Origin of the sequence: Nocardia sp. NPDC020380 (genome assembly GCF_044386975.1) — a bacterium.
In the GTDB taxonomy this organism is placed as follows: domain Bacteria; phylum Actinomycetota; class Actinomycetes; order Mycobacteriales; family Mycobacteriaceae; genus Nocardia.
Genome location: NZ_JBIRVQ010000010.1, coordinates 189,207 through 209,255 on the forward strand (window position 1 = coordinate 189,207; position 20,049 = coordinate 209,255).

General features: G+C 68.6%; 20 protein-coding genes. 15 read left to right on the plus strand and 5 right to left on the minus strand.

Annotation, left to right across the window (positions count from 1 at the left end):
* The first annotated feature begins 107 nt into the window (after nucleotides 1–107).
* From ACH438_RS27940 to ACH438_RS27955, 4 genes are read left to right on the plus strand one after another with little or no spacing between them, the layout of a single operon-like run.
* Nucleotides 108–1,532: an amino acid permease gene (locus ACH438_RS27940; protein ID WP_397010375.1), complete on the plus strand. Its 1,425-nt coding sequence runs from the start codon at nucleotides 108–110 to the stop codon at nucleotides 1,530–1,532.
* Nucleotides 1,529–2,626, plus strand: coding sequence for an alpha-hydroxy acid oxidase (locus ACH438_RS27945; RefSeq protein WP_397010377.1), 1,098 nt, complete (start codon nucleotides 1,529–1,531; stop codon nucleotides 2,624–2,626). Before ACH438_RS27940 ends, ACH438_RS27945 begins: the two co-directional genes overlap by 4 nt.
* Nucleotides 2,623–2,985 (plus strand): RidA family protein, encoded by a 363-nt coding sequence (locus ACH438_RS27950; RefSeq protein WP_397010379.1) that lies wholly within the window; start codon nucleotides 2,623–2,625, stop codon nucleotides 2,983–2,985. Before ACH438_RS27945 ends, ACH438_RS27950 begins: the two co-directional genes overlap by 4 nt.
* Nucleotides 2,982–3,983, plus strand: coding sequence for a hypothetical protein (locus tag ACH438_RS27955; protein ID WP_397010381.1), 1,002 nt, complete (start codon nucleotides 2,982–2,984; stop codon nucleotides 3,981–3,983). The genes ACH438_RS27950 and ACH438_RS27955 overlap by 4 nt, the downstream gene beginning before the upstream one ends.
* A gap of 1 nt (nucleotide 3,984) precedes the next feature.
* Here ACH438_RS27955 and ACH438_RS27960 read toward each other — a convergent pair whose 3' ends face one another.
* Entirely contained in the window at nucleotides 3,985–5,385 is a 1,401-nt protein-coding gene (locus ACH438_RS27960; protein WP_397010383.1) for a cytochrome P450, read from the minus strand.
* A gap of 125 nt (nucleotides 5,386–5,510) precedes the next feature.
* Between ACH438_RS27960 and ACH438_RS27965 the strand changes: the two genes are divergently transcribed.
* From ACH438_RS27965 to ACH438_RS28005, 9 genes are all read left to right on the plus strand, one after another.
* Complete coding sequence (locus ACH438_RS27965) at nucleotides 5,511–6,140, plus strand: TetR/AcrR family transcriptional regulator (protein WP_397010385.1); 630 nt, start codon at nucleotides 5,511–5,513, stop codon at nucleotides 6,138–6,140.
* Nucleotides 6,141–6,189: 49 nt separating this feature from the next.
* Nucleotides 6,190–7,407 (plus strand): PucR family transcriptional regulator, encoded by a 1,218-nt coding sequence (locus ACH438_RS27970; protein ID WP_397010387.1) that lies wholly within the window; start codon nucleotides 6,190–6,192, stop codon nucleotides 7,405–7,407.
* A 158-nt stretch (nucleotides 7,408–7,565) separates the two neighbouring features.
* Entirely contained in the window at nucleotides 7,566–9,041 is a 1,476-nt protein-coding gene (gene lpdA / locus ACH438_RS27975; RefSeq protein WP_397010389.1) for a dihydrolipoyl dehydrogenase, read from the plus strand.
* Between the two features lie 11 nt (nucleotides 9,042–9,052).
* Nucleotides 9,053–10,333 carry a pyruvate dehydrogenase (acetyl-transferring) E1 component subunit alpha gene (gene pdhA / locus ACH438_RS27980; RefSeq protein ID WP_397010391.1) on the plus strand — a complete coding sequence of 427 codons (1,281 nt, stop codon included), beginning with the start codon at nucleotides 9,053–9,055 and terminating at the stop codon, nucleotides 10,331–10,333.
* 19 nt (nucleotides 10,334–10,352) lie between these two features.
* Nucleotides 10,353–11,336 carry an alpha-ketoacid dehydrogenase subunit beta gene (locus tag ACH438_RS27985; protein ID WP_397010393.1) on the plus strand — a complete coding sequence of 328 codons (984 nt, stop codon included), beginning with the start codon at nucleotides 10,353–10,355 and terminating at the stop codon, nucleotides 11,334–11,336.
* A 27-nt stretch (nucleotides 11,337–11,363) separates the two neighbouring features.
* On the plus strand, nucleotides 11,364–12,731 hold the full coding sequence (locus tag ACH438_RS27990) for a dihydrolipoamide acetyltransferase family protein (protein WP_397010395.1): 1,368 nt from the start codon (nucleotides 11,364–11,366) through the stop codon (nucleotides 12,729–12,731).
* A 400-nt stretch (nucleotides 12,732–13,131) separates the two neighbouring features.
* A complete protein-coding gene (locus tag ACH438_RS27995; protein ID WP_397010397.1) occupies nucleotides 13,132–14,019 on the plus strand; it encodes a PIG-L deacetylase family protein in 888 nt (295 codons plus the stop codon).
* Nucleotides 14,016–14,972, plus strand: a complete 957-nt coding sequence (locus tag ACH438_RS28000; RefSeq protein ID WP_397010399.1) for an alpha/beta hydrolase — start codon at nucleotides 14,016–14,018, stop codon at nucleotides 14,970–14,972. Before ACH438_RS27995 ends, ACH438_RS28000 begins: the two co-directional genes overlap by 4 nt.
* Nucleotides 14,973–15,012: 40 nt before the next feature.
* The gene (locus ACH438_RS28005) at nucleotides 15,013–16,101 is read left to right on the plus strand and encodes a glycosyltransferase (RefSeq protein ID WP_397010401.1); all 1,089 of its coding nucleotides are present in this window, start codon (nucleotides 15,013–15,015) and stop codon (nucleotides 16,099–16,101) included.
* 106 nt (nucleotides 16,102–16,207) lie between these two features.
* On the opposite strand, the gene ACH438_RS28010 is transcribed toward ACH438_RS28005, so the two are convergent.
* Nucleotides 16,208–16,663, minus strand: coding sequence for an SRPBCC family protein (locus tag ACH438_RS28010; RefSeq protein ID WP_397010403.1), 456 nt, complete (start codon nucleotides 16,661–16,663; stop codon nucleotides 16,208–16,210).
* A gap of 121 nt (nucleotides 16,664–16,784) precedes the next feature.
* Here ACH438_RS28010 and ACH438_RS28015 point away from each other — a divergent pair, with 121 nt between their 5' ends.
* Complete coding sequence (locus ACH438_RS28015) at nucleotides 16,785–17,126, plus strand: DUF732 domain-containing protein (protein ID WP_397010405.1); 342 nt, start codon at nucleotides 16,785–16,787, stop codon at nucleotides 17,124–17,126.
* A gap of 55 nt (nucleotides 17,127–17,181) precedes the next feature.
* Here ACH438_RS28015 and ACH438_RS28020 read toward each other — a convergent pair whose 3' ends face one another.
* Complete coding sequence (locus tag ACH438_RS28020; RefSeq protein ID WP_397010407.1) at nucleotides 17,182–18,132, minus strand: SMP-30/gluconolactonase/LRE family protein; 951 nt, start codon at nucleotides 18,130–18,132, stop codon at nucleotides 17,182–17,184.
* A 51-nt stretch (nucleotides 18,133–18,183) separates the two neighbouring features.
* Between ACH438_RS28020 and ACH438_RS28025 the strand changes: the two genes are divergently transcribed.
* Nucleotides 18,184–18,786: a TetR/AcrR family transcriptional regulator gene (locus ACH438_RS28025; RefSeq protein ID WP_397010409.1), complete on the plus strand. Its 603-nt coding sequence runs from the start codon at nucleotides 18,184–18,186 to the stop codon at nucleotides 18,784–18,786.
* A 7-nt stretch (nucleotides 18,787–18,793) separates the two neighbouring features.
* On the opposite strand, the gene ACH438_RS28030 is transcribed toward ACH438_RS28025, so the two are convergent.
* Both ACH438_RS28030 and ACH438_RS28035 read right to left on the minus strand, forming a co-directional pair.
* On the minus strand, nucleotides 18,794–19,267 hold the full coding sequence (locus tag ACH438_RS28030; protein WP_397010411.1) for a flavodoxin family protein: 474 nt from the start codon (nucleotides 19,265–19,267) through the stop codon (nucleotides 18,794–18,796).
* Nucleotides 19,268–19,359: 92 nt separating this feature from the next.
* Nucleotides 19,360–19,956, minus strand: a complete 597-nt coding sequence (locus ACH438_RS28035) for a TetR/AcrR family transcriptional regulator (RefSeq protein ID WP_397010413.1) — start codon at nucleotides 19,954–19,956, stop codon at nucleotides 19,360–19,362.
* Nucleotides 19,957–20,049 lie beyond the last annotated feature (93 nt).

Sequence of the window (20,049 nt, forward strand, 5' to 3'; positions counted from 1 at the left end):
AAATCGACGAAACCGACTCGTTACGTGAGTTCACCGGAACACAAACTGCGACCGCTTCACTGGAATGCATACAACCGAAATTCCTTCCCCGTGAATGGATTCCAGAAATGGCAGCACCCACCCGAATCGGCTCCCCCGCGGCCCCGCCGCCCGTTGCCGACGGTTCCCTCAAACGCAGTCTGACCCGGCTCGACCTCATCGCCATGGGCGTGGGATCCATTGTCGGCGCGGGCATTTTCGTCACCACCGGCGTGGCCGCGGCCACCAAGGCCGGACCCGCCATCATGCTGTCGTTCGTGCTGGCCGGAGCCATCTGCGTGCTGGTGGCGCTGTGCTACAGCGAACTCGCGTCGATGACGCCGGTCTCCGGCAGCGCCTACACCTACACGCGCACCACCATGGGTGAGATTCCCGCATTCCTGGTCGGCTGGAATCTGCTGCTCGAATACGCGGTGGCGGCCTCCGCCATTGCCATCGGCTGGTCTGGATTATTCGGTGCGGCACTGAATTCACTGTTCGGGGTGACATTGCCGAAGGCCATTACCGCGGGGCCCGGCAGTGGCGGGGTGGTGAATCTTCCGGCCGTGCTGATTGTCGCCGTATTGGTCGCCGTCCTGGTTTTCGAGGTGAAAATCGCGGCGGTCGTGGTGAAAACACTCGTGGCCTTGACGATCGGTGTGCTGGCGCTGGTGGTGGTGATCGGGTCCCCGCATCTGCACGCGGGGAACTGGTCGCCGTTCCTGCCGTTCGGCGTGCACGGGATCGCGGCCGGCGCCGCGCTGGCGTTCTTCGCCTACCTCGGATTCGATATCGTCGCCACCTCCGCCGAGGAGACCCGCGATCCGCGGCGGGATCTGCCGTGGGGCATGATCGGCTCGGTCGTCATCGCGACCGCGCTGTATGTGGCGGTGAGCGCCGTATTGACCGGTGTCGCACCGTATTCCAGCCTGAACAATGCCGCGCCGGTCGCTACCGCGCTGGCGGCCATCGGGGCGGGCTGGATCGGTAAGGTGATCCTGGTGGCCTCGGTGATCGCACTCACCAAGGGTCTGCTCATGGTGTGTTACGGGCAGACGCGGCTGGTGTTCGCGATGAGCCGGGACGGCATGGTGCCGAAGTCGCTGTGCCGCACCAATTCGCGCGGTGCGCCGGTGCGATTGAGCCTGGTGATCGGTGCGGTGGTCGCGGTGGTGGCCGGGTTGCTGAACATCGACACCGTCGCCGAGCTGGTGAATATCGGGGCGCTGTTCGCCTTCCTCATCGTGTCGCTGGGCGTGTTGATCCTGCGCCGCACCGACCCGGATCGGGCGCGGCCGTTCCGGACGCCGCTCATGCCGTTCGTGCCGCTGCTCGCCATCGGCGGATGCATCTGGCTGGCAACCACGTTCGAGGCGCTCACCTGGGTGCGGTTCGTCGTCTGGAGTGCCGCGGGCATCGCGCTCTACCTCGGGTACGGCAGACGTCATTCGATAACCAGGACCGCCCCCGCGGTCGCCCTCACGGACGAGGCCGTTGCCGGAGGTGCCGCGTGACCGCCCAGCTGGACAGCTTCTACCCCACGCGCGTCGCCTTCGGCACCCTGGAGGAGATCCACCGTGCCGCGGCCAACGCACTGTCCGCGGACGTGCTCGACTTCGTGGAAGGCGGTGCGGGCAAGGAGATCACGCTCCGGGAGAACCGCACCGCCTTCGACCGCTGGCGGATCCTGCCCGAACCCATGAGCGGTGTCGGAACGCCGTCCACGCGCACCGAACTGCTCGGCCTGCCGCTCGAGACGCCGATCCTCACCGCGCCGTTCGGCGGTGATGCCCTCTACCATCCGGACGGGCACCTCGCGGTGACTCGGGCCGCGCAGGCCCGCGGCGCCCTGTCCATCGCGCCGGAAGCGGGAAGCTATTCCTACCAGCAGGTTCGGGCCGCCGCGCCCGGTGCGGCCCGCATCGCGCAGATACACCCGTTTGCCCATGCCGCCCTGGTAGCGGAGCGAGTGACCCGGCTGGGCTTCGAGGCGCTCTGCGTCACGGTGGACTGCCCGGTCGGCGGCTTCCGCACCCGGAACATGGGCAATCGCTTCGACCCGGACCAGCGTCACTTCGCCGGCAATCTCACCGGCGAGGACGGCGCTCCCGGCGTCGCGGAGGTCTTCGGTCAGCTCCTCAAACGCGGTGGCGTGGTCTGGGATTGGGCCGAGCTGGCGACCGTCGCCCGCGAGTTCGAACTCCCCTGGATCGCAAAGGGCATCCTGACCCCTGCCGCCGCGGAACGCGCCCTCGATATCGGCGCGTCCGCCCTGGTGGTCTCCAATCACGGTGGCCGCCAAGTGGATCCCGCCCCGGCCAGCCTCGACATGCTCCCCGCCATCCGCGCCGCGGCCGGCCCCCGCGTTCCGATCCTGCTGGACAGCGGCATCCGCACTGGCAGCGATATCTACCTCGCGCTCGCCCTCGGCGCGGATGCCGTGATCATCGGCCGCGCCGCCATCTACGGCCTGGCCGCCGCCGGTCAGCCCGGTGTGGACCGGGTGCTGGAACTCCTGACCGAGGAACTCCGCACCCTCATGATCCTGTCCGGCGCAGCCACCATCGCGGATATCGACCGCGACCGTATTCTGCGGGCGGCCGCATGAGTGCCCCGTTTCCCGCGGCGCGCAGCGGTTCCGGATTGATCTTCACGTCCGGTCTCGCGGCCGTCGACCCCGTCACCTTCGCCCCCCTCACGGATTCCTTCGACGAGCAGGCCGCGGAAGTCTTCCGGCAGCTCGACAATGCTCTGGCCGCCGCGGGCAGTTCCCGCGGCCTGATTCTGAAACTCGATTGCTATCTCGCGGATCGGTGCTGGTTTCCGGCTTGGAACAGCGTGTTCCGCAGCAGTTTTCCGACGGCCGCACCGGCGCGGACGACCACCGTCACCACTCTGCCCATCGACGGGCTGCTCATCGAAATCCAGGCGATCGCCGTCGCCGCACCCCAGGAAGATCGATCATGACCGCAGTGACCCCGCTCGTGCAGCATTCCGCCATCGGCGATTTCACCATCAGAGACGTCATCGAAGGGCAGACCGCCGGTCAGCTCATTGTCGCCGCCGACGATTGGGGGTGGTGGGTGACCCTTCTGGGCGGCGACAGCATTGCGCCCACGACCGGTATCCAGGACACCGTCGCGGACGGGCTGGTCCGTGCCGGGTTCCTGATCCGGCGCGGACGCCGGTATCACCTCACCCACACCGGGCACGATGTCGGCAAGAATCGCGGCTTCGTGCGGGTCGCGGTACGCGGCTGGGAGCCCACCTTCCGGCAGTTGTCGGCCAATCCGCATCGCGAATACATCCCCGCCGCAACCGAACCCGATGAGGTGGCGCGCGGGTGCACCGATATCGCGCGGCGCCGGCCGGAGATCTTCGAGGCCATCGGGCGGTCGATCGCGGCCGATATCCCGGGCTGCACCATCGATCTCGGCTGCGCCGACGCGGGCCGCGTCACCGCGTTGGCCGGGCTCGCGCCCGAGGAGAGTTTCCTCGGCGTCGACATCGAGGACGGTGTGATCCAGACAGCCACAAGCGAACTCGCGGACCGTGGCCTGTCCGATCGCATCACCCTGCTGGCCGGTTCCGTACAGCCGGAGGACGAACCGCCCGCCTGGCTGGCGGCCGTCGACCGCGAGGCGGTCACCACCGCCATGTCGTTCTTCCTGCTGCATCAGCTCGCCAGTGACGGCGACGGCATCGCCGCGGTGCTGCGCGGCTGGATGGACTGGTTTCCCAACCTGCGCCGCTTCGTGATCGGCGACGGTTATCTGCTGGAAGCCCCGAATTGGACACAGCAGCCGTGGTTCTCGCCCACCTACGAGATCTACCACGCGGTGACCGGCGTCCGGCTGTGGACGCGGCACGAGTACGAGCAGGCGTTCGCGGATCTGGGCTGGTCGGTGGAACGCCGGCTGGAGGATCACACCATGCTGGTGACGACCATCCTGGAACGCGCCTGACTCACGGCCCGATATGCCTGCGGCGCGCGATCATTCGCAATCCGTGCCGCGGGCGCAGGGTCAGCGTGGCCTCGGGTTCCACGGGATGGCCGGGGACCAGGTCGAAGACATAGCGCTGGCTGAACATGGCGGTGATCAGCACCGCTTCCATGAGCGCGAAACTCGAGCCGATGCACATGCGTTTGCCGCCGCCGAACGGCAGATACGCCGAACGGGGCCGGTCGCGGCCGGCGCCGGGGAGGAAGCGGGCGGGATCGAATTCCTCGGGGTCCGGCCACCATCGCGCGTCGTGGTGGATGTGGTGGGTGGGCATGATGACCGTGGTCCCGCGGCGAATGTGGTGCCCGCCCACCACATCGTCCTCGACGGCGACGCGCGGAATCACCCAGGCCGGTGAGTAGTAACGCATGGCTTCCTGGAAACAGGCCGCGGTCCAGGGCAATCGGGGCAGGTCGGCCACGGTGGGCGGCCTGCCTGCCAGCACGGTGTCTACCTCCGTGAGGAGTCGTGCGCGGGCTACGGGGTTGAGCGCGAGCAGGTACCACATCCAGGACATGGCGTTGGCGGTGGTCTCGTGCCCGGCCAGCATGAAGGTCAGCGCCTCGTCCCGCACTCGCCGCAATGGCAGCGGGCCGTTCTCGTCGGAGGTTTCGAGCATCAGGTTCAGCAGGTCCGGGCTGTCGGTGCGGTGGGCCGCGCGGTCGTGCACCAGCGCCCACACCTCGCCGTCCAGGATGCGGACGATGCGCTGGATCCTACGGAACGGCGGCGGCAGCGGGATGGGAGTGAACGCGACAGCGGCGGTCGCCCGCCACAGTTGCCGGGGCGGCGCGGCGATGACGAAGACGCGCTCGAGCCGTTCGGCGAATCGCAGTCCGCCGGTGACCATGTCGGACATGCGTACGGCAATGCGGCCGAACTGCGTGCCGAACAAGGCGTTTCCGACCACGTTGAGGGTGAGCTGGACCATCTCGGAAACCATGTCGACTTCGACGCGGCCGGGTTCGGTGTCGAGGGCGTCGAGGCGGACCCGGATCGGATCGATCATCAGGTCGATGAGCCCGTTGAGGTGCCTGCGGGCGAACATGGGCCCGAGCAGGGTGCGATGCCGCTGCCAGGATTCGCCTTCGTCGGTGAAGAGGCTGACGCCGAGAATCGCGCGCAGCATCTCGTATTCGAACGATTTCTCGTAGCGCGGCCGCCCGGCGTGCAGGACGTGATCCACATAGTCGGGGTGGTTCAGTACGGCATAGCGGCGAGTCCCGGCCCGGAATCGCAGGATGTCGGCGTTCTTGACGCGTCCGATGATGCCGGCTCGATGGTCGAGCCCGATCACCAGCGCCTCGTAGGTCGCCAGTGGGGTACTGGTGCGTTTGCTGGGCGCATGCGCTGGAATCGCCATGCCGGCCCTCCTCGGGGCGATACGACTCTGTATCGGAAACCACAACGAACTGGTGACACGCGTCCCAACTGTCTGCGGCTGTCACCAGTTTGTGGTGGGTCCCGGCCCTTGTCAAGATGGGAACCGTGACCACAGCACGAACCTGGGGCGGGCGCAGTGCCGTCGAACGACGCACCGAGCGCCGGCAACGCCTCATCGACGCGGCGCTGGAACTCTGGCGCGAGAACGGCTGGACCGCGGTCACCATTCGCGCGGTGTGCGCCCGGACCTCGCTCAACGACCGGTACTTCTACGAGGCCTTCACCGACCGGGACGAACTGCTCGTCGCCGCCTGGGAATCCGTGCGCGACGATATGCTCACCGCGCTCACCACGATCTTCACCGAGAACACCGACCGGCCCCTGGCGGACATCATCCGGCTCGCGGCCTCGGCTGTGCTGGAACGCATTTCGGCGGATCCGGCCTACGGCAGCATTCTGCTCATGCATCACGCGGGCAGCCCGGCCCTGGAGTCCTCGCGCCGGGCCGCGCTGCAGCTCACCGCCGATCTGGTGGTGAGCGCCGCCCGCACCTACGTCCGCCCCGACGCCGACGAGACGGCCCTGCACATCGACGCGATCGCCAGCGTCGGCGGCTTCGTCGAACTCATCGACGCCTGGCAGTCCGGCATCCTCGACTGCACCGCGGACGATATCGTCGCCCGCCTGGTCGACCTCGTCTCGACGCTCGGCCGCACCTACCTCGACAGCCTCTGACCAGCAGCGGTTCCACTCCCCGCGCGCACACCGCGTAACGTGGGCCGATGTGGCGGCACCCAGGAAGAGCGGGCCCGCGGCGAGCTCACCGGAACTGGCCGCGGCCCTCCGGAACGAAATCCCCGAACTGACCCGGCGGTTGATGGCCGCCGTCTTCACCGACAACCCGGAGTGGACGGACTATTCGGCGGTCACCCGGGCGGATCTGCGGGACGGGTGCCAGCGGTTCCTGACCCGGATCCTGGACCTGCTGGGCGGGCAAGCCGCCGATGCCGAGCACGACGATGTCGCGGCCGCGATCGGTAAACAGCGCGCTGAGCAGGGCGTACCCCTGGAGGCCATGCAGCGCACCTTCCGGCTCGGCGGGCGGATCGTGTGGGAGGCGCTGCTGGACAAGGCCGGTGAGGTGGCGCCCGGTGAGTTCCGGGAGACCGGTACGGCCATGTGGGCGGTCATCGACGGGATGTCGTCGGCGCTGGTGACCTCCTATCGCAATACCGAGCTGGATCGGGTGCGGCGGGACGAACGCCGGCGGCACGGGTTGATCGAAGACGTGCTGGCCGGGCGGGCGCACGATGGGTTGTTCGCCGCGCGCGCGAGCCGGGAATTGAACCTGCCGGTGCACGGCGATTATGTCGTCGTGGTGGCGCGCGGGGAGGCGCATCCGCTGCGCACGGGATCGGAAACAGCGTTGGCTGCCATGGGAATTCGCTCCGCATGGCATGATCGCGCGGACTCGACCGTAGGGTTGATCGCGCTCGAACATCGCACCATCGAGGCTGTGCTGCACCAACTTCGGCCGCAGGTGCGCGGGCGGGCGGCGGTCTCCCCCGCCGTGGCGGGACTGGCCGGCATCGATGCCGCGCACACCCTCGCCTTGCTCGCGCTCGACACCGTGCCCGATAAGGCCGCGGCCGTACTGGTTTCGCTGGACGAACGCTATCCGGAAGCCATGCTGCTCCGCTCCCCCGATCTGACCGAGCTACTGGTGACCCGCACGCTCGGCCCGGTGCTCGAACTGCCGGCGAAGGAACGCGACATTCTGGTGCGCACCTTGTCGGTCTGGCTGGCCGAGAACTGCTCGGCGGCCAATGCCGCCCCGCGGCTGCACTGTCACCGGAACACGGTCATCAATCGCCTGCAGCGCATCACCACCCTGCTGGGCCGTCCACTGGAGGGGCAGCGCTCCTACCTGGAACTTTCCCTCGCTCTGGCCGCGCTGGAACTCGGTGATCCACTGCGTGAACGAGGCGCCGGCAACCAGTAGTCCCGCGCACCGGATTGGGCGCTGCGCCCAGTCCCGGGCCCGGATTTCTGGACTTCGAGGGCATTGTTTGTGCAATTGGTGACCACGAAACTCGTGGAGGATGACCCACGCCACAACCCGGCGTGGGTCGTAATCATCGAGGATGAGGAGCACCACGAGTGCCGGATTTCGATCTACTGGTGGTCGGCGGCGGGCCGGGCGGCTACGTTGCGGCCATCCGTGCGGCACAGCGCGGCCTGCAGGTCGGCCTGGTCGAGAAGGAGCGTCCGGGCGGGGTCTGCCTGAACTGGGGCTGCATTCCGACCAAGGCCATGCTGCGGTCCGCCGAGATCTTCCAAACCGTCAAGGACGCAGCCGATTTCGGCATCCACGCCGATAATGTGCGCTTCGATTTCGCCGCCGTGCGCCAGCGCAAGGACGGGATCGTCAAGGAGCTCACCGACGGTGTCGCCGGCCTGTTGAAGGCCAATGGGGTGACTGTCGTCGAAGGTCATGCGCGCTTCACTTCAAAAATTTCCAGCACCGGGCCCACCACCGTGCAGGTGTTCGAGGCCGGTCAGTCGCCGATCTTCCCGGGCGGGCCGCGCTACGCGGCCGCGCCGACGGCCACCGTCACCCGCACGATCAGCGCGAAAGACGTGATCATTGCGACCGGTTCGGTGCCGGCGCTGCTGCCCGTGCCGGGCGCGGATCTGCCGGGCGTCATCACCTCCGACGGCGCGTTCGGATTGACCGAGGTGCCCAAGCGACTGGTCGTCATCGGCGGCAGCGCGGTGGGCGCGGAATGGGCGAGCCTGTTCCACACCTTCGGCTCCGAGGTGACCGTGGTCGAGATGCAGGATCGCCTGGTTCCGCTGGAGGACAAGGAGATCGGCGTCGCGCTGGGCCGCTCGTTCGGCAAGCGCGGCATCACCGTGCTGACCGGTTCTACCGTCACCGGCATCGCCCAGGCGGGTGACGCCCTGCGCGTGAACGTCGGCGGCCCGAAGGCGCGCGAGATCGACGCCGATGTGGTGCTGGTCGGCGTGGGACGCCGCCCGAACACCGCCGAGCTCGGCCTGGACATCGCCGGAATCGCCACGGACGCACGGGGTTTCATCCCCGTGAACGAGCAGCTGCGCACCGAGGTCGAGCACGTCTACGCCATCGGCGATGTCACCGGTAAGGCGCTGCTCGCGCACGTGGCCTCGCATCAGGGCCTGACCGCCTCCGATGTGATCGCCGGGCACGACGCGCACATCGACTACACGGTGATCCCGGCCGCGACCTTCACCCACCCGGAGATCGCGAGCGTCGGCCTCACCGAGGACGCCGCCCGCGCCGCCGGGCACGAGGTGATCACCGCCAAGTTCCCGTTCGCGGCCCTGGGCCGGGCCAAGACCTTCGGCGAGACCGAGGGCTTCGTGAAGATCGTGGCGGGCGCCGCGCATCAGGAAGTGCTCGGCGTGCACATCATCGGCCCGTCGGCCAGTGATCTGATCACCGAAGGCGCGCTGGCGATTTCGCTGGAGGCGACCCTCGAGGAACTGGCCGACACCATTCACGCCCATCCCACCCTCGGCGAGATCGACATGGAGGCGGCCCTGACCGGGCTCGGCCTGCCGGTACACGTCGCACCGCCCCGGAAGCGTTGAGGAGCACCATCGTGACCACCGCAACCCCGCGCAAGCCCGCCCGCAAGAGCAGCCGGCCCGCCGACAGCCGTCCCGCCAACAACGCGAAGGCCGCACCCGCAGAAGGCGTCTCGGCGGAATCCGCCGAGGCCGCCCAGACCGAAATCGCCGACGGCGTACAGACCGGTGCCGCCGGTGACCTGGGGGCCGACAGCGACCTCGCCGCAGGCCTGCCCTCGCCCACCGATCTCCTGGTGGATCGGACCGCCGAGGAGCACGACTCGTTCGCGAACCGGATCGCCGCGACCGATCCCGAGAACCTGCGCACCCTGTACCGCGACATGCTGTTCGTGCGCCGCTTCGAGGAGCGCACCGCGCAGTCCTACCAGCAGGCCAAGATCGGCGGCTACTGCCACCTGAACCTGGGTGAGGAAGCCACCGTCGTCGGCGTCGGCGCGGCCATGCGGCCCACCGACTACCTGTTCACCAACTACCGCGAGCACGGGTACGCGCTGGCCAAGGGCATCGCGCCCGGCCGCGTCATGGCCGAGCTGTACGGCCGCTCCACCGGCACCTCCAAGGGCTGGGGCGGTTCCATGCACATGTACGACACCGAGACCCGGCTGCTCGGCGGTTACGCCATTGTCGGCGGCCAGGTTCCCCTCGCAGTGGGCGCGGCGCTGGCCATCGACTACCGCGGCGGCGACGATGTCGTGGTGTGCCAGATGGGTGAGGGCACCACGAACATCGGCGCCTTCCACGAGTCGCTGAACATCGCGGCGCTGTGGAATCTGCCGATCGTGTTCCTGGTGATCAACAACCAGACCGGTATGGGCACCACCGTCGAGAAGTCTTCCGCCGAACCGGATCTGTGGAAGCGCGCCTCCTCCTACCGCATGCGCGGTGAGCGCGTGGACGGCACCGATGTGCTGGCCGTGCGCGAGGTGGCGAGCGACCTCATCGAATCCGCGCGGCGCGAAGGCAAGCCCGCGCTGCTGGAGGCGGTCAGCTATCGGCTCAAGGGCCACTCCGTGGTCGACCCGGCGAAATACCGCACCAGCGAAGCCGTTTCGGTGGCCCGGGAGAACGATCCGATCGTGATCTGGCACGAGGCGCTGCTGACCGCCGGTGTGCTGACCGAGGATTCGGCCGCCGCCATCGAGGCCGAGGTCACCGCCGGAGTCGTCGCGGCCGTCGAATTCGCCGATGCCAGCCCGCATCCGGATCCGGCCAGCCTGTTCGATTACAACTATGCGACGCCGGTCGCGGGCGATTCCCGTCGCCTGCCCGCCGATCCGCTCTTCACCTTCTAAGGACATCACCGTGGCTGTCATGACCTATCGTGAAGCGCTGCGCGAAACCCTCCGCGAGGAGATGCGGCGCGATGACGACGTCTTCCTCATCGGGGAGGAGATCGGCGTCTTCGAAGGCTCCTACAAGATCACCGCCGGCCTGCTGACCGAATTCGGCGAGAAGCGGGTGCGCGACACTCCCATCGCCGAAGAGGGTTTCGTGGGCGCGGCCATCGGCGCGGCCATGCTCGGCCTGCGCCCGGTCGTCGAACTCATGACGATCAACTTCTCGCTGCTGGCGCTGGACCAGATCGTCAATCACGCCGCCAAGATCTACGGCATGTTCGGCGGGCAGACCAATGTGCCCATGGTCATCCGCACCCCTGGTGGCGGCGGGCAGCAGCTGGGCGCGACGCACTCGCAGAACATCGAGCTGTACTACGCGTTCGTGCCCGGCCTGAAGGTCGTCGCGCCGAGCACGCCGGCCGATGCCAAGGCGCTGCTCAAGGCCGCCATCGACGATGACGATCCGGTGCTGTTCCTGGAGAACCTGTCGCTCTACAACACCAAGGGCGAAGTGCCGGACGATCTGCCGGCCGCCGAGATCGGCAAGGCCGCCATCACCCGCGAGGGCACCGACATCACGCTTATCGGGTACTCCCGCATGGCGACGGTGTGCACCCAGGTCGCCGAAAAGCTGGCCGCCGAAGGCATTTCCGCGGAGGTCATCGACCTGCGCAGCCTGCGGCCGCTGGACCGCGACACCCTGGTGGCCTCGGTCAAGAAGACCGGCTGCGCCGTCATCGGCGAGGACGACTGGCTCACCTACGGCATCGGCGCGGAGGTCGCGGCCTCCATCTCCGACGGCGCCTTCGACTACCTGGACGCGCCGGTACGCCGCGTGGCCATGGCCGAAGTGCCGCTGCCCTACGCCAAGCCGCTGGAACGACTCGCCCTGCCGTCCGCCGACTCGCTGTACACCGCCGCCGTGGAAACACTGGCGGCCGTGGGCAAGCGGCGCTGAGACCCTCTGAGATCGAGGACAAGAACCTTGCCTGAAATCACCATGCCCCGGCTCTCCGACACCATGGAGGACGGCGTCATCTCGGCCTGGCTCAAGCAGGTCGGCGAGAAAGTCACGCGCGGCGAGGTACTCGCCGAGATCGAGACCGACAAAGCGCTGATGGAACTCGAGGCCTACGACGACGGGGTGCTCGAGCAGATCATCGCCGAGGCCGGCGCCCGCATCCCGATCGGCGAGACCATCGCCATCGTCGGCGACGGCAGCGGCGCGACCGCGGCCCAGCCCGCCGCCTCGGCGGCACAGCCTTCGGCCCCGGCCTCTCACCCGGCAGCCGAAACCGCCGCGGCTGCGCAACCGACACCCCCGGCTGCGCAGCCCGGCAACCCCGCCACCGCGGACAACTCCGCCGGAACCACCACCGCGCCTGCGAGTTCCGCGTCCGGTGACGGTGGCCGGATCAAGTCGTCGCCGCTGGCCCGCAAGATCGCCCGTGAGCTCGGCGTGGACATCGCGACCGTCGCCGGCACCGGCCCCGGTGGCCGCGTGCGGAAGCAGGACGTCGAATCCGCGCACAACGCAGGCGGATCCGCTGCGGCGGTGCCCGGCAGCGGCTCTGCCAATGCCGGATCCAGCGTGAACGGCGCCGCCGCGGCGGCCACCTCGGCCCCGGCCGCCGCCGGAACCGCTTACCCCGCACCGGCTTCCGGCACCTACGACGAGATTCCGCTCACCACGATCCAGCGGGTGTCGGCCACGCGGCTCACCGAGAGCAAGCAGCAGGCGCCGCACATCTATCTGACCAGCGCGATCGATGTGACCGAGCTGTTCGCCTTCCGCGCCCAGGTCAACAAGACCCTCGCGGAGACCGGCGGCAAGGTCAGCGTGAACGATCTGCTGGTGAAGGCCGTGGCCTCGACACTGCGGGCGAACCCGACCGTCAACGTGTCCTTCGCGGGCGACAAGCTGTACCAGCACCACGGCATTCACCTCGGCATCGCCGTGGCGACCCCCGCCGGTCTGCTGGTTCCCGTCGTGCGCGACGCCGACCGCAAGAGCGTCTCCGAGATCGCCGCCGAGAGCCGCGACAAGGCCGAGCGCGCCCGCGACCGCAAGCTGCGCGCCGACGAAATGGGCGGTGGCACCTTCACCATCTCCAACCTGGGCATGTTCGGCATCGAACACTTCACCGCCGTCATCAACCCGCCGGAGGCCGCCATCCTCGCGGTCGGCGGCGCCACCGACGAACTGCGGCTGGAGGACGGTCAGGTGGTGAGCCGGAAGATCCTGCGCGTCACCATGTCCGCCGACCACCGCGCCATCGACGGCGCGGTCGCCGCCCAGTTCCTGGCGCAGCTGAAGGAGCTCATCGAGCATCCCTTGCGCATCGTCACCTAGAACTCCTCCGACGCGGTCCAACCGCCCGCGTCGCCCACGGCCGAAATCCGGTTTCCCACCCGGGAACCGGCTCTCGGCGTCCGCCGCGCGGCGGGCCGGCCGTTGCCGGGTGCCGGGATCGTCCCACCAGCCGATCCCGTCACCCGGCTTCGCTGCGTTCCCAGCCCCCCAACCTCGAACGCACGCGGGCAGATCCAACCTGCCCCGGGGCCGATTGCCTCCGGCGGCAGAACCATCCCGGCAAAGCGCGTCCAAAATGCCCCACCCCGCCTCGGGCGCGTCCTCGGGCAGGGCCATCGCGGTTCCGGACGTGTCGCGGTGGGGCGGACAGTACGGTGGGAGTGCTCACCGAGTGGGGTTCGCGCTCCGCGCCTCTCGTTCGGCGGGAGGAGATCGGCTCATGACGGTGGCTCGGGTACTCGGCGAGGCGCGGCGGATCGTGGTCTTGTCACCGCATTTCGATGATGCGGTACTGGCGATCGGGGGGCTGATCGCGGCTCGCGTCGAGAGCGGTCAGGCTGTGCGAGTACTCACCATCTTTTCCGCCGGGGAGAACCGGGCATCGAGTAGCGGACGTGGAAAAGCGTTCGCGGACTATGACTCCCGTCGCCGCGAGGACGATCGCGCGCTGGCATTGCTGGGCGTCGAGGCGCGACGGCTCGGGCTGCACGAGCGGATCTTTCGCGCGCCCGCACCGCACGGGCCGCTATCGCTGTTTCATACTTCCCGGGCGATCGTTTACGACCCCGGCACCGCGGCCGTGCATCGGGCAGTCATCGGCGAGCAGCGGGAAGACGGCACGATCGTGCTCGCACCCTTGGGAATCGGTAATCACGTCGACCACGTCATCACTGCCACCGCGGCGCTACGCGCGGCCCGGGATCCGGCGATGGCGGCGCGTCTGCTGTTCTACGAGGATTTCAACGCGCTCGCGGAATGCTGCAGGCGGCGGCATCCGGTAGCGCGGTTGCGCCCCTTCGCATTCCGGTCCGCACCGGGCTGGGCGAGTCCGCGGGCCGGGTTCGAGATGGAGGCGATGTCGTTGCTCATCCGCGGGCCGGGTGCGGTGGAGCTGGCCGGTCTGCCGGGCGGGCCCGGACAGTGGACCTCGGCCGCATTACCGGTGAGCCGACAGCACGCCGAGGCCAAGTTCGCGGCCATGGCCGAATATCGCACGCAGACAGCGGCTCTGGGCGGTGCGCGGCAGCTGCGGGCACTCATGGAACGCGCGCACAGCCAGCGCGGGGGCGAGCTGGTCTGGCAGTTTCACGGAACGGATTCCGCATGAGGTGGTTCGTGCTGCTCGCGGTCCTGCTCGCGGTATCGGTCACCGCGCCCCGCGCCGCCGGTGAGGAGACGGCGAGCATCGATCACGTCGTGGCGGTGACCGATCGCTGGCTGCAGGTCTTCGTCGACTCCCCCGCGATGGGCCGCATCGTGCAGGTGGATGTGCTGCTGCCGCAACAGAACCGGAGAGCTCGCCCCACCGTGTACATGCTGGAGGGCATCGATTCGGCGCGCCCGGATCAGAACGATTGGACCGCGCAGGGCGGTGCGGTCGACTTCTTCGCCGACAAGGACGTGAACGTCGTACTGCCCGTCGGCGGCGCGGGCAGCTACTACACCGATTGGCAGCGTGACGATCCCGTGCGTGGCCGGCAGCGGTGGGAAACCCTGCTCACCCGCGAGCTGCCGCCGTTGCTGGACGCGCGATTCCGGGGCGACGGCCGCAATGCCGTGGTGGGTGTGTCCATGGGCGCGCAGGCCGCCGTCATGCTCGCGGAGCGGTCCGGCGGCTTGTTCCGGGCCGTCGCCGCGCTGAGCGGCTGCTACGAGACCAGTGATGCGGTCGGCCAGGCGGAATTGAGGTACATCATCTCCACCGACGGATCCGATCCCGACGATATGTGGGGTGCGATCGCGGATCCGGACTGGGCCGCCCACGATGTCCCCGCGCACGCTGCCGAATTGGCCGGGAAATCGCTGTACTTCTATGCCGCCACGGGTTTCCCGGGCATTCACGAGAATCTCGGCACGCCGGATCTTCCGGACGTCATCATCGAGGGCGGGGCGATCGAATCCGGCGCCCGGCTGTGCACCGGAGTCCTGCAACAGCGGCTCCAGGACCTCGGCATCGCGGCCACCTACGATTTTGCGCCCGCGGGCACGCACAGCTGGCCGTACTGGCGGGATCAACTGGCCGCGGGCTGGCCGGTCCTCGCCGATGCGCTCGGGCGATGAGCGGGGCCGAAGACGTTCGGGCGGAAGGGAAGTAACCGAGGTGCGAGTGCTCTTCGTCGCCACCCCGCTGATCGGTCATGCCTTCCCGATCGTGCCGCTGGCGCTGCACCTGCGCGCGGCCGGACACGAGGTGCTGCTGGCCTCCGGCGACGAGGTGGCGACGGCACTGCGCGACCTGCTCCCGGTGGACACCGTCGCCGCTCCGATGAACGTGCGGGTCCCCCTCCGCGCCTTGGCCTTCCATCCCTTGGCCGCGCGCAGCGCGCTCATCGGCAGCGCCGACCCGGAGGTAGCGGCGCGGGTCTTCACCGCGGTCAATGTGCGGATGGCGGCCCGGGTCACCGCGCTGGCCGAGCGCTTCTCCCCCGGCCTGATCGTGCACGAACCCTTCGCGGCCGTCGCGGCGGCGGCCGCGACGCGACTGCAGATCCCCGCGGTGCTGCACAATATCGGCCTCGACCACGGCGACCGGATTTCGGCTCGGTTACTCGAACGGCTACGGATGCCGGAGGTATCCGACGCCGCCGTCCTCAGCATCGCCCCGCCCAGCCTGGTGCGGGTCACCGGCTGGCCGATGCGCTACACACCCTTCTCGACCGCGGGCTCGCCCATGCCGCGATGGTTGTCGGAGCCCGCCGATCGCCCACGCATTCTCGTCACCCGCAGCACCATGCTCGGTGACGGCCCGACGCCGTTCCTGACCGCGGTCGTGCGGGCCGCACCGGACGTGGCTGCGGAGTTCGTCATAGTCCGGCCGGATCGCGGGGTCGAACGCCACCGTGAGCTGCCGCCGAATATCCGCACGGTGGGCTGGACGGTGCTGGGTGACGCACTGCGCACCTGCACGGCCATGATCAATCACGGCGGCGCGGGATCCGTCTACGCCGCCCTGAATGCCGGTGTGCCGCAACTGCTCACCCCGGACACCGGCGACAGAGGCTGGAACGCCACCCTGGTGTCCCGCCGCGGTGCCGGCCTGGCCGTACCACCCCGCCGCATCACCGCCGACCACATCACCCGCCTGATCACCGACCCGAGCCTGGCCACGGCCGCGCGCGAGGTGGCCGCCGAGATGGCGGCCATGCCCGGCCCCGAAACCATTACGCAGCGACTGACCGAACTACGTTGAGCCCGAACCTGCCCGACCAGCGCTGAGCGAGCCCGGACATGCCGCATCAACTCCCGGTGAGCCAGGGGAAGCTGCGTCGGCCCCCAGCGTGCCCGGAGAAGCTGGGTCAGTTCTCCGTGAGACCGGCGAGCTTGTCCAGAGAGGCTTGCAGGCGCTCCTCCTTGGTGTCGCGGGCGCGAACCATGCGCTTCTCGTCGGTCAGGCGGGTCCAGTCGTAGGTGTGGGTGACCCGGGTGTGGGTGGGGTCGATGGGGTCGAGCTCCCATCGCCACAGGTGGCCGGGCGGTTCCTCGCCGGGGACGGCCGGCTGCCAGGCGATGCGGCGGGCCTCCTCGAACTCCACGACGTGGTTGTCGCGGACGGCGCCGTTGGTGAGGGTGGTGGCGAAGACGTCGCCGACGGCGCGGACCCGTTGTCCCGCAGCGGCTTCGGCCAGGTTGTCGTTGCCGTCCCAGCGCGGCTGTTGCGCGGGGTCGGCGATCAGTTCGAAGATGTCGGGCGCGGCGGCGGCGATGTCGCGGGACACGCTGACGATGCGGGGAACCTCGATTTCGTCGGTCATGGGGTCCACTTTCTCATCCGCCCACTCGCCCCTCCATAACTGTTCGGGCGGGGGGCTCGTCAGCGTGTCTGGGAACCGTTAGGCTCGCCGAGTTCGTTCCGATCTCGATGAGGAGTCCTCAGTGGGCAAAACCCGCCGTCTCGCCGCGACTTTCGGCATTGTGGCCGCAGCTTTCGTGGCGTCATCCGGCATCCTGCCGGCCATTGCGAGCGCTGCCGACCACAGCACGCTCACGGCGCAGGAAAAGGTGTTCGTGGATTATCTCCAAGCCCACGGCGACCAGCTGACCGACGAGAATACGCGCTCGGCCGCAATCGATGTCGGCTACGCCGACTGCAAGGCCTTCGAAAACGGCGTCACCAAGGCGGACCTGGTCGACCAGCTCCCCGGTGGCCAGAACGAGAAGGACGAGGCCTCCCTGGTGGCCGACGCCGCGGTCGCCGCCGGCAGCCTCTGCGGCTGAACACTCGCTCCACCCTTGCGGGCGCTACCCCTTGCGGGTGGCGCCCGCAGTGCGTTCAGCCGTTCGGGTGCAGGCGCAGCACGTCACCGGATTCGGTGCCCGCCAGCAGATCCGAGGGCGCGGCCGGATCGACCACCACCGAGGTCACCGGTTCTCCCGAGTAGATCGTGCACACGCCGTGCGTGACCGAATCGACCCGGACCACCTGGCCGAGCGTGGTCGTCACGTACAACCCACCGCCGGCGGCCACCAGATCGTCCGGCATCAGGGTGCCGGCGGACGACATGTCGGCGGTCACCTCGAAACTGTGCGGGGCGTCGATCGGCACCCGCAGCACGCGGCCGGTGACGCTCGAGCTGAGCGTGGTGTAGATCGAATCCCCTACCACCGCAAGGCCGTTGAACTCCATGCCGTCCACACCGCCGGCGAGGTCGAGATTCTGCGGTGCCCGCGCGGTCCAGTCGGCATCGAGCACGCCGTCGGGGTGGAAGCGGCGCAGGCCCAGGCGACTGTCGGCGACATAGACATTGCCCGCCGTATCCAGGCCGAGCCCATTGGGCATGCCCAGGCCGGTGGCGAAGACCTGCGCTACCGGATTGTCGGCGGTGGGGTCGAAGCGCAGCACCGTGCCCGTGGCGGGACCGGGCAGCAGATTGAGGGGCGAATCTCCCGAGACCACGTACATCAGCCCGTCCGGTCCGAGGCGTACCGAACCGGGTGAACGGACGTCGACGCTGGTGAGCAAATGGCCTTGCGGGTCGAATCGTTCGACCTTGTCACGCAGGATCCGGGAGACCCAGAGGTCGCCCTGGGCGTCGTAACCGATGTTCTCCGACCAGTCGAGGAGCGGTGTCCGCATCGGTATCACGGTGGTCACCGTGGCCGGAGCGCAGGTCGCCTCGGCGTGCGCGGTCCCGGACAGGATCGTGGTGCCGCCCATGAGCAGGGGCCCGATCAGCGCGAACCCGCCGATCCGCGACCGCCACAGCTGGTTCGAGGCCTTCATCTTTCCCCATTCGATTTACGATACGACTCGTAAATTAAGTACGATGGCGGCGTGCCGAGTCAACCCCCGCCCTATCACACTCCCGGCCGCGGCCGCCCCCGCCGCGACGACATCGATCAGCGCATCACCGCGGCCACCATCGCACTGCTCGCCGAACACGGCTATGCCGCACTCACCCTCGAAGCCGTGGCCACCGCCGCGGGCGTGACCCGGCCGACCATCTACCGGCGCTGGTCCGGCAAGGCCGCGCTGGCAGCCGGCGCGCTCGCCGCCACCGTGCCGCCCCTCGACGCCGCCGACACCGGCGACGCGCTCGCCGACCTGTGCGCCCTGGCCGTCGTCTTCGCCACCACCATCACCGGGACCGGTTACGCGGCAACGTTTTTCGCACTACAGGCCGAGGCCAGGCACGATCCGGAATTGGCCGAGCAGGTCTGCCTGACCCATCTCGGCCCGCCCGCGGTCGCCGTCACCGAACTCATCCAGCGCGGCCAGCGGGCGGGGCGGATTCAGCCCGGCCTCGCCCCGGAAGTGGTGCGAGACCTCATCTTCGGGCCGTTGATCTACCGGTGGATGGTCGCGGGACAACCCATCGACCCTGCCACCGCACGAGAACTCGTCGACACCGCCAGCCGCGCATTCCGCGTCGGCTGAACGGAATTCAGGACGCGGCGGCGATCCGGTCACGCAGTCCTTCGGCGAATATGCGCGCCGAATCCAGATCGACGGCGTTCGGGCGGCCCTTCCTGATCCCGCCGACCGGTTTGAACGGCAGATATGTGTCGAAGGCCCGGCACGAGAACGTATCCGCCACCTCGAATCCCTGCTGCTCCAGCAGCGCCACCATCGGACGCGAGAACCGCTGGAACCCGGCATCGGCGAAACCACTGGTGGCGAACACGAATGCGCTGCGCCGCCGCGCCGGCGGCAGCGATCGCACGAAATCCCGCAATTGCGAATGGAACTGCCCCAGGAAGATTCCCGACCCGAACCCCACCAGGTCGTACGAATCGAGCTCTGCCGGATCGAGCTGTTCGGGCTCGGCAATGCGAGCCCCCAGTACCGGCGCCATGACCTCGGCGACCTTGCGTGTATTGCCATGAGACACCGAGGTGCACACGATGATTGCCCGCACGACAATTCCCCTTTCGCTTCCTGCATCGGTTCCGGACAACCCTCGGACACCGCACAAGTGGGGAGCGTGACAAACGGGTGGTGTGGCGGCTGTCACATAGGCTGCGGCGTGCCGGTTATGCGTTCCGACAAGGCGAGCAGGCCGTCGGCGATGTCGTGTTCCGAGGGCGCGTGATCCGGGTCGAGCGTCCACTGCATCAGGACGCCGGACATCAGCGCCAGTTGCACGGCGCCGAGCGTTCGCACATCCCGTTCGGCGAGGGAGTCCTCGGGGACGCCGAGTAGTCCTGCGGCGAGCCCGCTTCGGCCCTCCTGCATCGCGCGGGTCATGAGTTCGGCGACGCGCGGCGAGCGTTGCGCCTCGATACCGGCTTCGATGGAAACCAGCCACAGCTTCCGATTCCGCGTGAACGAGGCAATTGTCTGACGCCAGATCGCTTCGTAGCGTTCACGCGGGCCGGCGGCCGGATCGACGGCAGCCTCGGCCTCGGCTTCGATTCCGAGGCCCCAGTCCTCCATGGCACGCATGAACGCCTCGGTCAGCAGCGCGTCGCGGGAACCGAAGTGGTAGCCGATGGCGGCGTGATTGACGCCTGCCGCGGCGGCGATATCGCGGACCGTGGTGCGCGCCCAGCCCTTCTCCTTCAGGCACTCCAGCGCGCCGGCCAGCAGATCCTCGCGGTTTCCCATGGGGCCGATGCTAGCCAAGGCTTTAGCCAATTGGCTTATCCAAATGGATTGACCGATCGGATAAGACATTTGTACTATCGGAGGACCAAGCCC

What these genes read in the sequence shown, in the direction of transcription:
- ACH438_RS27950 (WP_397010379.1), top strand. Translation starts at nt 2,623, where the DNA reads ATGAGTGCCCCGTTTCCCGCGGCGCGCAGCGGTTCCGGATTGATCTTC.
- ACH438_RS27995 (WP_397010397.1), top strand. Translation starts at nt 13,132, where the DNA reads ATGACGGTGGCTCGGGTACTCGGCGAGGCGCGGCGGATCGTGGTCTTG.
- ACH438_RS28000 (WP_397010399.1), top strand. Translation starts at nt 14,016, where the DNA reads ATGAGGTGGTTCGTGCTGCTCGCGGTCCTGCTCGCGGTATCGGTCACC.
- ACH438_RS28035 (WP_397010413.1), bottom strand. Translation starts at nt 19,956, where the DNA reads ATGGGAAACCGCGAGGATCTGCTGGCCGGCGCGCTGGAGTGCCTGAAG.
- ACH438_RS27955 (WP_397010381.1), top strand. Translation starts at nt 2,982, where the DNA reads ATGACCGCAGTGACCCCGCTCGTGCAGCATTCCGCCATCGGCGATTTC.
- ACH438_RS27960 (WP_397010383.1), bottom strand. Translation starts at nt 5,385, where the DNA reads ATGGCGATTCCAGCGCATGCGCCCAGCAAACGCACCAGTACCCCACTG.
- ACH438_RS28020 (WP_397010407.1), bottom strand. Translation starts at nt 18,132, where the DNA reads ATGAAGGCCTCGAACCAGCTGTGGCGGTCGCGGATCGGCGGGTTCGCG.
- ACH438_RS28010 (WP_397010403.1), bottom strand. Translation starts at nt 16,663, where the DNA reads ATGACCGACGAAATCGAGGTTCCCCGCATCGTCAGCGTGTCCCGCGAC.
- ACH438_RS27940 (WP_397010375.1), top strand. Translation starts at nt 108, where the DNA reads ATGGCAGCACCCACCCGAATCGGCTCCCCCGCGGCCCCGCCGCCCGTT.
- ACH438_RS27985 (WP_397010393.1), top strand. Translation starts at nt 10,353, where the DNA reads ATGACCTATCGTGAAGCGCTGCGCGAAACCCTCCGCGAGGAGATGCGG.